The 12,721-nt window shown below is 45.0% G+C and carries 9 protein-coding genes; 2 read left to right on the top strand and 7 right to left on the bottom strand.

Features of this window, described 5'->3' with window-relative positions; all coding sequences use genetic code 11:
- Positions 1 to 111: 111 nt before the first annotated feature.
- Both MJ595_RS12270 and cls read left to right on the top strand, forming a co-directional pair.
- Positions 112 to 1,449, top strand: coding sequence for an autotransporter outer membrane beta-barrel domain-containing protein (locus MJ595_RS12270; protein ID WP_263078181.1), 1,338 nt, complete (start codon positions 112 to 114; stop codon positions 1,447 to 1,449).
- A 267-nt stretch (positions 1,450 to 1,716) separates the two neighbouring features.
- Positions 1,717 to 3,183 (top strand): cardiolipin synthase, encoded by a 1,467-nt coding sequence (gene cls, locus MJ595_RS12275; RefSeq protein WP_263078182.1) that lies wholly within the window; start codon positions 1,717 to 1,719, stop codon positions 3,181 to 3,183.
- A 3-nt stretch (positions 3,184 to 3,186) separates the two neighbouring features.
- Here the strand turns inward: cls and MJ595_RS12280 are convergent, their stop codons facing one another.
- The 7 genes from MJ595_RS12280 to MJ595_RS12310 form a co-directional block, all read right to left on the bottom strand.
- Positions 3,187 to 3,882 (bottom strand): MBL fold metallo-hydrolase, encoded by a 696-nt coding sequence (locus MJ595_RS12280; RefSeq protein ID WP_263078183.1) that lies wholly within the window; start codon positions 3,880 to 3,882, stop codon positions 3,187 to 3,189.
- An 11-nt stretch (positions 3,883 to 3,893) separates the two neighbouring features.
- Positions 3,894 to 7,073, bottom strand: coding sequence for an autotransporter domain-containing protein (locus MJ595_RS12285; protein WP_263078184.1), 3,180 nt, complete (start codon positions 7,071 to 7,073; stop codon positions 3,894 to 3,896).
- 156 nt (positions 7,074 to 7,229) lie between these two features.
- A complete protein-coding gene (locus MJ595_RS12290; protein WP_263078185.1) occupies positions 7,230 to 9,008 on the bottom strand; it encodes a hypothetical protein in 1,779 nt (592 codons plus the stop codon).
- A gap of 134 nt (positions 9,009 to 9,142) precedes the next feature.
- Positions 9,143 to 9,730, bottom strand: coding sequence for a DUF3299 domain-containing protein (locus MJ595_RS12295; protein ID WP_263078186.1), 588 nt, complete (start codon positions 9,728 to 9,730; stop codon positions 9,143 to 9,145).
- Positions 9,731 to 9,755: 25 nt separating this feature from the next.
- The gene (locus MJ595_RS12300; protein ID WP_263078187.1) at positions 9,756 to 11,018 is read right to left on the bottom strand and encodes an ABC transporter permease; all 1,263 of its coding nucleotides are present in this window, start codon (positions 11,016 to 11,018) and stop codon (positions 9,756 to 9,758) included.
- A complete protein-coding gene (locus MJ595_RS12305; protein ID WP_263078188.1) occupies positions 11,015 to 11,725 on the bottom strand; it encodes an ABC transporter ATP-binding protein in 711 nt (236 codons plus the stop codon). The genes MJ595_RS12300 and MJ595_RS12305 overlap by 4 nt, the downstream gene beginning before the upstream one ends.
- Before the next feature lies 1 nt (position 11,726).
- Complete coding sequence (locus tag MJ595_RS12310; RefSeq protein ID WP_263078189.1) at positions 11,727 to 12,347, bottom strand: DUF2796 domain-containing protein; 621 nt, start codon at positions 12,345 to 12,347, stop codon at positions 11,727 to 11,729.
- Positions 12,348 to 12,721: the final 374 nt, after the last annotated feature.

Below are 12,721 nucleotides of genomic sequence, written 5' to 3' on the forward strand. Positions count from 1 at the left end.
CCAATAGGACAAGGGTTACTGGATAACTTGTTTTTATCGACTATTTTGGAGGCAGAACCTTTAATTTTTCTGGATTCCCATAGCCAGATAGACTGTTACCCGGGAGCTGTCGTGAAAATTAGTTCTTCTTGTATTCGTGGTTTATCAGTTTTTTTAGCTGGGGGAGGGCTTGTATTTAGTTCTTGCATATTTGGTACAGTTGATGGTGAAACCATAACAAAAAAAATAACGGTGGATAATGCATTTGAAATATCAACAAACCTTGAGACTATTTATAAAATAAAAGGACTGCCTGGTCATTATTTTTCTCCGGTTACGGGACTTGATGAAAATAGAGAGCCTTGGGTTAACTTAACCGAACTTACCCCGTCTGAACTTTCAGAAAGCTTATCAAAAGCACCACAAAAAGTGGCTCCTCATCCCGCCATCGCCGACCGCATGGCTATCAATGCAGCCATGCATGCTTATGCGTCATTCACTGATGAGACACGGAGCATATTAAGTGGCAAACGGTCCTTATCTGCTGTAGGAAACCGCCAGGCAAATCTCTTGCAGTTAACACCTCCGGCCTTACTTATGGCTTCAGCGGATAATGGTGCTCCTCAGGAAGATGAACGTGAGAATTACTTCTCCGAGACATTGGACACATTTACGGCGATGCCTTGGTTTACAGTGCTTCAAGTGAATGGGTATTTTGCCAGCCAGGATCAGGGTGATAAGGCAGCGGGTTATAAAGCCAGTGGTTATGGCGTACAGGGTGGATTATCAACGGCCGTAGGTGAACAGTGGTTACTTGGCATTTATATGGCCTGGCAAAACCTGAATGCAGAAGTAAGGAAAGCGGAAGGCGAAGTTGATATGGGGGCGGTTCGTCTGGGTCCAACAGTAACCTGGTATTATGATGCCTGGCATGTGGAGGGGCTGGTAACTTACTGCTGGAATACTGTAAATAATAAATACGGAGGATTAAGCAAAGAGTATAAGAGTAATCAATGGGATGGCTATGGAAGAGCGGGTTATGACTTTGACCTGTCCGGTTTAGTGCCGGGGTTAATACTGACCCCCGAGCTACAGGTACTTTATTCACATCAAAACCGCAAGGATGCCCATCTTCCCTGGCTGGCCAGTACAACGAACAATGCCACATCAAAAGGCTGGACAACCCGCCTGGGGAGCCAGGTCACTTACGACAGACTTGAATTTCAGCAACCTGTTGAACTCAGGGTATCAGCTGGCTGGGAGCATAATGGATTTAAAACGGGAGAATTGGACAGTAAAGGGCTTGGTAAATTGAAGTGTGAATACCGGGATAACAACAGTATGTACTTTGGGGCGGGTGTGGATACATTGCTGAATGAGCAGTTTAACCTTTGTGTGTCCTATACCGGTAATTGGTCCAGTAAATCCTATGCGCACTTTATTCAGGCAGCGCTGGAGTTCAGATTTTAGGTGCGGTCTTTTGACTTCTTTTTTTACCTCATAGGTCTAGAAAATACTGGGTTTTCATACGCTTAAAAAAATGAATCTTTGTGCTCTCTGTACCTCTGTGGTGAATAAGGCCTTATTTTTATGAGCATTTAGTCACCCATTTGTGGGAAATAGCTGTTTATTGGCATTTCCCATATATACTGTTCCCTGTCCAAAATAACTTGCCCAAAACCGGGGTTAGCAAGGACAATGACAACAAGTCTAAAAAAGGTAGGTGAATAGTCAGTAATGGATGGCAGTTTATCTAGTTTTGTCGTAGGGGCGACTTACCTGGCCAGTATTATTTTGTTTGCCCTTATGGTGATTATGAAACGACGTCCTGTAGGGGTTTCTCTGGCATGGCTGGTTTTGCTTTTTGCCCTGCCATTTGCCGGCTTCATCTGTTATCTATTATTTGGTTCAAGACGCCTGGGTTCGAAGCGCCTGAAACGGATAGCCAAACTGTACCCTGATTATGAGCAATGGTCAGAGCACCTATCCAGGGTGATTTATGATAGTGAGCCGGAAAGTCATCCTGTGGTGAGTCATAGTGGTATTTATCGACTGGCTGAACACACCATGGCTATCCCGGCGTTGCCGGGAAATAAGCTGGAGTTATATCACCAGTCTGATGACATTATTGCTGGATTGCTGGCGGATATTGAAGGTGCCCGAAAAAGTCTGGTTTTGGAATTTTACATCTGGGAGCCTGTGGGGCGAATCCGGGAACTTGCCATGGCTGTTATAGCCGCTGCGAAAAGGGGCGTTCATTGCCTGATTATTCTCGATGCAGTGGGGAGTCGCTCTTTTTTGAAGAGTCCATGGCGAAAGCGTTTTAATGAAGCGGGTATCCGTGTCACCGAGTCCATGCCGGTAGGCTTGCTGCGCATGCTGGTGGAGAGAATAGATATTCGAAATCACCGGAAAGTGATGGTGGTTGATGATGCGGTGGCCTGGACGGGAAGCTTTAATTTAGTCGATCCCGAGTTTTTTAGGCAGGGCGCACAGATTGGACAGTGGGTCGATGCCATGGTGAGAATTGAAGGCGTTGCAGCCCACGTTTTAGGTGTGGTTGTCCAATGGGATCAGGCATTGGAAACCGGTGAAGGGCTACCGTCTTTCAATCGCACCTATGAACTGCCTGTCAGTCTGCATACTAAGGACAAAATGGCGGATGTTCATGTACTGCCTTCAGGGCCGGGTCTTGATAGAGAAGTATTGCATCAGGTATTGCTGGCGGCAATTTATGAAAGCCAGGAGGAGTTGTTAATGTCGACTCCTTATTTTATTCCTGATGAATCGTTACTGACGGCATTGAAGTCAGCTGCCATGAGAGGTGTTTGTGTAAAGCTGCTGGTGCCCGAGAAAAATGATTCACGGATGGTGCATCATGCCAGTCGTGCTTATTACGAAGAGCTTTTAGCCTGTGGTGTGGAGATTCATCAGTTCCGCGGTGGCTTACTGCATACAAAGTGTGCCCTTGTGGATCGGGTTACCGCTTTGTTTGGTACGGTTAATCTGGATATGCGCAGTGTCTGGCTGAATTTTGAACTGACCCTGGTTGTGTATGATGAAGTCTTTGGCCAAACAATAGCTGCGTTAATGGATAGCTATCTGGCAAAAGCTGAACCGGTGGTGGGGCATCAATGGAAAAAGCGTCCCTTCCATCGAAAACTGCTTGAGAATACCATGCAGTTATTGAGTCCATTATTATGAGTTTTATGAACCACCACAGTTTAAGTTGGCGGGTAGGGCAGTGGTTATCATTTTGGGTGGGGCGAGATTCAGGTTATCCATAATTTCTTTATACTCGTTGATGGAGTTGACCTGTAGTCTTGGATTATGGCGCTTTTCCTCAGCAATGGTGCTGACAGTCCAGCCCTTGTAGTCATGTCCGGGATAGACGGCAGTTTCTTCCGGTAGCTGGAGTAATTTATTAAAAAGGCTTTCGTATTGTAAAGTGCAGCTTCCCTCCTGAAAGTCGGTTCGCCCGGTTCCTCTAATCAATAAGGTATCGCCTGTAAATACCTTGGGTTCGCTACCCGATGCTAAAAAATAGCTATAAGAATCGGGGGTATGTCCTGGCGTATGGATGGCCTTTAATGCGTGCTGGCCAAACTCAATGCACTCGCCTTCAGAGATATGCCTTGAGATACCCTTCGCCGGTGATTCTTTACCCTGAATAATCATGCATCCAGTTTCTGCCTTAAGCGTTGAGGCTGCCGTAATATGGTCTGCATGGGTATGAGTATCTATTGAGACAGTGAGCTGGATGCCCAGTTCATTGAGTAGCTGAAGGTATTTGGTAACATGGGTTATCACAGGGTCAATAATAATGCCTTCTCCTGTATTTTGATCGGCCAGGAGATAGCTGTATGTGTGGGTTTCTGTATCAATAAGTTGTCGGAATAACATCTGAAAGGAACCTAGAATTTCTTTTCGAAAGTGATGATCAAGCTGTCGCTTTTTCCGTGATGGGTATTGGTTGTAGAGTAGTCTAATCTGATACTGCCGTTATTTCCGGTCAGTCGGGTCAATCGGAACCCATAATAGAAACCCATATCTTTTCTACCGGGGGTAGTGTCAATATCCTGAATAGTGCTGCCGGGAAGATTGTAGTGGCTTTTCTGGTGATTCATTTGATGTTTTTGAATGCCAAAAAGGGCTGTGATTTCAGTTGGCTTTTCAAAATCAGGAAGTAAGTACGTCATTTCTAGGCCGGCACGGGCAATCAGTTGTCTTCTATTTCTGGAACCTAAAAAAACAGGGGGTTTCTTGCTTCCTTGTTCTTTATGTTTGCCATACTGGTTATCAATAAATAACAGCCCGACGTTAGGGGTCAGGGTCAATCCAGGGGTCCAGGTATCCAGGTGGATGTCATAGCCTGCACCAAGGAAAAGATTCCAGTCTGTGCCTTTGAATTCAGATGTTGAGGATTGTTGGCCATTTTTCCAGTTGATAGTGTAGTTGTTAGTGATAAACGTCAGTGCGCTGTCTATGTGCCAGTTATCTTTGTACCATGATATAAATGGCCCAATGAATAATCGGTCGATTTTTCCAGCCCCCTTATTGTTATAAATATTTAAATTAATATTTTGGAGGCCTGCCATTATTCCAACCATTAAGCTGTCGTTGATTTCCCTGAAGAATCCGATATTAAGGCCAAAACCTTTATATGAACTGTTTGCGGTATTGCTCTGCCAGTTTCCTTTTACCCCAAGAATTTGAATAAAGTTGTGCCAGCTTCCGGCTCCACGTTTAAATGCAGGGCTATAGTTGTTGATAGCAGTGGAGGCTATGAGTTCATCAGGAGAAGTATCGTCCAGGCTTAGGGTGCTAAAGCCGTAACTAAAGGATGATAACAGCCTATTGCCCCGTGTAAGAGCCATGATCTCTGAAAGGTCAATAAACAGTTGATTGGACATGCTGGACTTAGCAGTGTCAATGGCTTCGGTTGATTGGTTGTGATTGTGTATGGCCTCGGTACTACTGCTCTGCTTTTCACTTTTCTTTAAAATAGCCTCTTCTGTTTTTGAAGCTGTTGTCTTTGGCTTTTGCTCGGGGCTTCCACTGGTATAAAAACTACCATCTTCCAGTCTTGGGCCAATGGGAAGCGGTGTTTCCTGTATTTGTAAAGCATGTGATGTTTCATCAGGCCTTTCATGAGGAAAACACTGATCAGTGGTTAAAGCGCATATGGGCGGGTGAACCCTATTGTCAGTGTCCACTATCCCCCTGTGATAGCTGGCCACAGGGTAGATGGGCTGGATACTGAGTGGAACAGTGACTTTCTCCGGGGGAGGCACAGAGTCCTTTTTCTTGTTATGGGAGGTCTGGCTGGAGTAAAAACTGCCATCACTTAACCGGGGACCTGTGGGCAACTGAGGTTCATAGGTCGGCAGAGGAGATGCCTGTTCATCCGGTTGCTCATCAGGAAAACACTGCTCCGTGGGCAGCAAGCACATGGGCGGCTGAGCTCTATTGTCAGTGTCCAGTATCCCCCTGTGATAGCTGGCCACAGGGTAGATGGGTTGGATACTGAGCGGAACAGTGACTTGCTCCGAGGGAGGTTCAGTGTCTTTTTTCGTGTTACGGGCCTGGCTGGAGTAAAAACTGCCATCACTTAACCGGGGACCTGTGGGTAGTTGAGGCCCATAGGTCGGCAGGGAAGATGCCTGTTCATCCGGTTGCTCATCAGGAAAACACTGCTCCGTGGGCAGCAAGCACATGGGCGGCTGAGTTCTATTGTCAGTGTCCAGTATCCCCCTGTGATAGCTGGCCACAGGGTAGATGGGCTGGATACTGAGTGGAACAGTGACTTTCTCCGGGGGAGGCACAGAGTCCTTTTTCTTGTTATGGGAGGTCTGGCTGGAGTAAAAACTGCCATCACTTAACCGGGGACCTGTGGGCAACTGAGGTTCATAGGTCGGCAGAGGAGATGCCTGTTCATCCGGTTGCTCATCAGGAAAACACTGCTCCGTGGGCAGCAAGCACATGGGCGGCTGAGCTCTATTGTCAGTGTCCAGTATCCCCCTGTGATAGCTGGCCACAGGGTAGATGGGTTGGATACTGAGCGGAACAGTGACTTGCTCCGAGGGAGGTTCAGTGTCTTTTTTCGTGTTACGGGCCTGGCTGGAGTAAAAACTGCCATCACTTAACCGGGGACCTGTGGGTAGTTGAGGCCCATAGGTCGGCAGGGAAGATGCCTGTTCATCCGGTTGCTCATCAGGAAAACACTGCTCCGTGGGCAGCAAGCACATGGGCGGCTGAGTTCTATTGTCAGTGTCCAGTATCCCCCTGTGATAGCTGGCCACAGGGTAGATGGGCTGGATACTGAGTGGAACAGTGACTTTCTCCGGGGGAGGCACAGAGTCCTTTTTCTTGTTATGGGAGGTCTGGCTGGAGTAAAAACTGCCATCACTTAACCGGGGACCTGTGGGCAACTGAGGTCCATAGGTCGGCAGGGGAGATGCCTGTTCATCCGGTTGCTCATCAGGAAAACACTGCTCCGTGGGCAGTAAGCACATGGGCGGCTGAGTTCTATTGCCAGTGTCCAGTATCCCCCTGTGATAGCTGGCCACAGGATAGATGGGCTGGATACTGGGGGGAACAGTGACTTTCTCCGGAGGAGGTTCAGTGTCTTTTTTCGTGTTACGGGCCTGGCTGGAGTAAAAACTGCCATCACTTAACCGGGAACCTGTGGGCAACTGAGGTCCATAGGTTGGCAGGGGAGATGCCTGTTCATCCGGTTGCTCATCAGGAAAACACTGCTCCGTGGGCAGTAAGCACATGGGCGGCTGAGTTCTATTGTCAGTGTCCAGTATCCCCCTGTGATAGCTGGCCACAGGGTAGATGGGGTGGGTACCGGGTGGAATAGTTATTTCTTTTTCCAGTGCCTCTAATGAGGAAGACTCTTTATTTGTAGCTGTATCGTTGTGACCAAATAGATGCATCATGACAAAAGGAGGAATACCTAGAAGCAGTGTTCCTATACCATAGATAGCGACATCTCCCGGAATGTACCCATAGCTGTGATGGCTATTAATAGTGAGGAAGAAGTATAAAATGCTGGCTCTAAACCATTGTTTTTTATTATTTGACTTCATTTTTCTATTAGTTATTTTAAATAATAAATTGCTTCTCCCTATGGCGTGAAGCTGAGCTTATATAATGATTACTTATTTCAGAATGCTGATTATTGGACAATTTTTATGGTTGTAAGTTTATAAAATAACAGGATGTAACTTAAAAAGTTATATTAGCTAACAATGTTGTTCACTCCCCTGATCATCAAATGATGATTCATCCGGTATTGAAAAAAAGTCTTTGATAAATGCCTGGTAAGAATCAATACTTGCTTCTTGAATATTTTTTGTTATTTCTATCTTAAGCTTTTCTTCCGTTAGAGGTGAAGCGTGTTGGGTCAGGGAGCAATTTGTAAATATTTCAGGGTGTTTGTTTGCTAATGAACGGTAGGTCTCTTCGCACCCTCTATCTTTCAGGAGATTGATCCTGTCAATATGATTAAAAAATTCGGTGATGAATAACTCCCTGTTTTCGGAAAATAGGGTGATATGATGGTCGATGGATAGGCTGGCAGGGGTATCATTCGTTGAGGATACACTTGAAGAAAAAGATGTCCGGGTATCAGTGAAGTCATCTTTAGAGTCGGTGTTAATAGTGGGTTCTTCAATCACCTCAAGTGGTTCACTGTTTTTATTTCTTGATTGATCTTCCATTATTTCATTTCTTGACTCTTCATCGATAAGCTTCTTTTTTAGCCATTCTGCTTCTCTAACTAATTTTTTCTCTCTCATTTCATAGTGGGCCTCTAACTCCTCCAGGTATTTTTGATCGGTATCAAGCTGCGTTTTAAGGTTTTTTATTTCCAAATCGGTCGCTTTCTTTTCTTTATTTATCTTTCTTATCATTGATGCCTGATGGGAAATTTCCTGTTCCTGATCACGGGCTATATTTTTTAACTGTTCGATTTCTGTTAGTCTGGACTGTGCATTTGAAAGCTTTGTCATAAGACCGTTAATTTCTTGATATAACTTATCTTCTTGTTCTGTGTTTCGCTCAGACTCATCAACTAAATGTTTTTTTGCTTTATTTAACTCCTCTTTAAGGTGTCTATTATTGGAAAGAAGTGCTTCTTTTTCGTGGATTTCCACCAAAATATCTTCTCTTTCTTCATGCAGTTGCCTTAACGCTGAAGTTTGCTGACTGATTTCTTCAGCCTGTTGTTGGATTGTTTTTTTAGAATCATCAATTTTTATTTCATGAGAGTAATTTAAGTCTTTAATTTCTTGATTGAGTTCTGCTATGCGCTGTTTTAGATGAAGAACCTCAGGTAATTCTACGGGAGTTTCTTTTTGTAAATCGATAACGTCCTGTTGACCTTTATAATCAGTTTGAGTTTCAACTTGTACCTTGTTTTTTATTGGGGGGGGTGGTAATGCCAAAGTGGTTTCCGGGGTTGGTATATGTTTTTCTATCGCTACTTCTTCCACAAGAAAATCTTGCAGCTTTTTAGCCTGACTTAGCCTTCCCCGGTGTTCAGACTGTACATCTGTTTGAGATTCAAGATATTTGTTTCGGAATAAAAAAAGTCCGCAGACTATACTAACAGCAAGTTGATTCCAGGTGCCTGTAACATAAGGCAGTACGCCCCTTGCTATGAGTAGCCAATAGGCAAGTATTGCAAAGGGCTTTTTTAAAAAGCTCGATAGTTGCCAGTTGTTTGATGATTGGCTGGTTTGTTGATAATTCCTAAGTAGTTGTTGCAGTCTTTTTTCTGCTGAAATTTTGCTCAATGGGGGTGTTTTTTCCAGTTTGCATTTTGCTTCAGGTGACAAGTCATCAAAGTTAAGGGCTATTGCCAGAAGCTGCTCATCACTCAGGGATTCCAGCATTAATCCCCCGGGATTAAGATTGAAGTTCTTTATAATTTGTTGAAAGTGCTGAGTAGCTGCTTCAAGCTGAAAAACAGCTTTACCGCAGCGTACTTCACCCATAAAAAAATCTCGAATAGGTCCCATTTTTTTAGCCCTGGATATATGACTATTTATTTATATATCTGACTATATCCAGTGAAGAAAGTTTCGCTGTCTGGGAGCAGTGGCAAAGCCTATTTCAGGAGATAGACTTTGCTATCCTGTTGGGAATGACTAAATCACTGATATTCAATAATTTTATCTACCTGCATACTATAAAGCACTTCCGAGAATTCGGATGTTTTTTTCTCCACTGCCAATGTGCCATAGATCCAGTAGGGAGTGAAACCTGCCTCGGTGACCTTGATGCCTTGTTTGTAGGATATATAGACAATCTGGTTTGGAGGTGGGGGGGGCACATGAATACAGGCACCAAGGGTTGGCACTAGTAACAGCTCTGTGGCTATCTGGCTTTTATCCATATTGAGGGGAACCAGATACCCAGGCAGTTTGCCATAGACATTGTTCATCTCGGTGACTGTCTGTTGACCCAGCTTATCCAGATAGGCGATTACTTCATCATATTCCATGTTACCGGCCTGATAGCGATCCACTACTTTTTGGTCAGGGGGAGGCATCAGGTTATCCCAGCTTATTTCCTTAATGGCAGATTGCTTATCTTTAGGAGAAGGTGGCGCTGGTTTAGGCTGTTTAGAAGGCGCTGATTGGGAGGGCGCCGGCACTTTTTCTGTCTTTGCTTCTGCAAATAACTGCGTAGATAGACAGGCAGTCATTAATACTGCCAATAACCTGGTTTGTAGGGTCATACTTTCCTAATTAGTCCTTTAACGCTTAGAGTTTTATTGTCAAACCGTCAGCCAGTGACGTTTTATAGGCTCGCCAGGCTGGAATAGCCCCTAATATTGTGGAACTTATCAAGACCAGGGTGGCTAGAATCCACTCAAAGACACCAGGCCAGGCCAGGCTTAAGTGCAGGCCCAGTTGACTTTCAAGTACCGGGTGTAACACAGCCTGTAGACCGTAGACTAATGAAAAGCCCAGCAAGGTGCCAGCAGCACCATAAATAATTGACTCGGTTATCATCAGCAGGAAGATATGACCCGGCCGGGCTCCCACAGATCGTAAGATGGCCATTTCCCGGCGACGTTCATTTAAGGAAGTCAGCACTGTGGTTAACATGCCAATTAATCCTGCAATGATCACCATAATGGATACTGCCAGCAGAGCCTTTTCAGCAGAACCGATAAGTCGCCACAAATCCTGAAGCACAACACCTGGCAATATGGCTGTTAGGGCCTCGTCGCGATAGTCGTTAACCTTTCGTTGATAGCTAAAGACCGCGATTTTTGACTTTAAGCCCACAAACCAGGCGGTAATGCTGGCAGGCTTAAGGTTCATGGCTTCCGCCTTGGTTGCTGAAACCGAAAAGCCCGGTATGGGAGGTGCACCGTTAGCCCAGTCAATATGGAGTGCTTCAATGCCTTCCAGTGATACCAGAATAGCCCTGTCTATAGGTGTACCGGTTCTTTCCAGAATGCCTGAGATTTGAAAGGGTTTGTCGGTATGATCCTGCAGGCTTTTTTTCTCGATACCATGACTTAGAATAATTTTCTGGTTTAACTGGTAATTCAGTTTTGCTGCCACTTCTGAACCTATGACGGCATCATATAAGCCACTGAAGGCTCGTCCCTCAGAAAATTCCAGTAACCGCCCATCAGCATACCTGAATCTCTTGAACATAAGGCTATCCGTACCCACAACCCGAAAGCCGCGGTGAGAGTCGCCCAGGGAGATGGGGATGCTCCATGCTACCGCCGGATCACTGTTTAATTCCTGATAGGTTTGCCAGGAAACATTATTGGTGGCATTACCGATATGAAAGACGGAGTAAAGTAAAAGGTTGATGGGACTGCTACGGGCTCCAACAATTAGATCTGTACCAGACAATGTACTGGTAAAGCTGTTCTTTGCCTCTACCCGTATCCGTTCCACGCCTAAGAGAAGCGCTACACTGACAGCAATAGAGAGAATGGTGAGTATTGCTGTTGTCTTACGGTTTTTCAGGCTCTTCCAGGCTAATAAAGCAATGTTCATATTTGGCTGCCACCTTTTATGGCCTGATTGATAACATTCAGCTCAATCGAGCGATCAAAGAACGCTTCAAGGGTGGGGTCATGACTAACGAAAAGGAGTGTGCTGCCAGCTTTATCACATTCTGAAAAAAGCAGCTCCAGAAAGGTTTTTCGGGTGTCTGTATCCAGGGCTGAAGTAGGTTCATCGGCGATTAATATATCGGGTTGGCCAATTAAGGCACGTGCGGCGGCAACCCGCTGTTGTTGACCAATACTCAGCTCTGTGACGGGGCGTTTTATCAGCTTTTTGTCATCCAGTCCAATAGCGCTAAGCAAGCGAATGGCTTCGGAGGCAGTATCACCGTTAATTCTGCGAGCCCTGTCATTGGCAAAGCCAAGGGGTAGTGAAATATTTTCGATGACTGAAAGGTAGGGAATCAGATTAAACATCTGGAAGATAAAACCAATATGATTGGCTCGAAAGTGGTCCCGTTGGGCTGGGCTGAGCCTATTGATGTCTGTTCCTGAAATGTTGACTGAGCCTTGGTCAGGTGTAAGTACGCCTCCAATAAGGCCGAGTAATGTGGTTTTACCCGATCCGGAGGGACCCCTTATAAAGAGTTTTTCACCTGCAGTTATAGTCAGGTCGGAAATGGTCAGGACAGGATGACCACTCTTCCAGCTGAACTGAATATCGTTCAGCTGGATTACCTTTTGGGTTTTTGCCATTTTAGAATGTTACTTTGGGTGCAGTGCGAGAGAGAGTTTTTGAATATTGACCGTTGCCTGTTATAGCCTGAACTTTTATTAACTCACTGCGTTCAAACTGCTTAAAGAGGTTTGTGGATAGGGCGTTTATGGCTTTTGTGTTATTGCATTTAAATGTGTAAGTGGCAGATATGTCCATATGGCTGCTGTCGCTATCTGCCTGATGGCTGTCATGATGAGGGTCATGGTGTTCATCATCATGGTGATCGCTATGATGGCTATCGTGATGGTGCTCGCTGTGATGATCCTCATGGTCATCATGCTGATGCTTATTGCTGGATGCGTCTGCTACAGTGAGCAGGCATTGAGCCTGTTGAGGAAATGACCACAGTGATGGCGATTTTAACTGGAGCAATGCCTGGTCAAGAGCCTGCTGCTGAGCTTTGTTGTTAATACTCTCAAAACCTAACAGGTCATGGGCAGGAAGCTTGAGTTCCATATATACCTGGCTGTCGTCTATTGCCAGATTCAACTGTCCTTGCCCATGTACATGGGCTTCATGATGGCGTTGTTCTGCATGGGTATTTGGAAGAATAAGAGCCAAAGAAAGGGCACCTGCAATAAGAGCCGGACTGTAGCGCATGGTCTGTTTTCCATGGTGATGGTTTTGAGGGGCTATCCACTATCTTTTTCCTGGTTTTCACCTTCACTAAAAGACCATGAACAACCTTCGGTTTTTATCCTGAAGCAATAACAGGCTTTAGGTTATAAAGATGAAGACGAGGCTTCTAGCCTATGGTCATCTCGCTACCCTTTTTTGTTATGTTATATCATATTAATGTTTATGCTGAAAAGTCAGGGTCTTATAAGCAATTTTACGAAGTTTAATGACGAAGGCAGGAGTTAAAAAAATAAGAAGATGCCGTAGAGCTGGACTTTTTTTGCCTTGGATCAATCGCAGTATTTTATTTAACCAATTAAAATTTCGGCAAATTTTAGAGGCTATTGTCAAACAGC

It is taken from the genome of Endozoicomonas sp. Mp262 (assembly GCF_025643335.1).
GTDB lineage: Bacteria > Pseudomonadota > Gammaproteobacteria > Pseudomonadales > Endozoicomonadaceae > Endonucleibacter.

Coding starts and splice junctions, on each gene's coding strand:
- cls (WP_263078182.1), top strand. CDS start 1,717: ATGGATGGCAGTTTATCTAGTTTTGTCGTAGGGGCGACTTACCTGGCC.
- MJ595_RS12280 (WP_263078183.1), bottom strand. CDS start 3,882: ATGTTATTCCGACAACTTATTGATACAGAAACCCACACATACAGCTAT.
- MJ595_RS12285 (WP_263078184.1), bottom strand. CDS start 7,073: ATGAAGTCAAATAATAAAAAACAATGGTTTAGAGCCAGCATTTTATAC.
- MJ595_RS12290 (WP_263078185.1), bottom strand. CDS start 9,008: ATGGGACCTATTCGAGATTTTTTTATGGGTGAAGTACGCTGCGGTAAA.
- MJ595_RS12295 (WP_263078186.1), bottom strand. CDS start 9,730: ATGACCCTACAAACCAGGTTATTGGCAGTATTAATGACTGCCTGTCTA.
- MJ595_RS12300 (WP_263078187.1), bottom strand. CDS start 11,018: ATGAACATTGCTTTATTAGCCTGGAAGAGCCTGAAAAACCGTAAGACA.
- MJ595_RS12305 (WP_263078188.1), bottom strand. CDS start 11,725: ATGGCAAAAACCCAAAAGGTAATCCAGCTGAACGATATTCAGTTCAGC.
- MJ595_RS12310 (WP_263078189.1), bottom strand. CDS start 12,347: ATGCGCTACAGTCCGGCTCTTATTGCAGGTGCCCTTTCTTTGGCTCTT.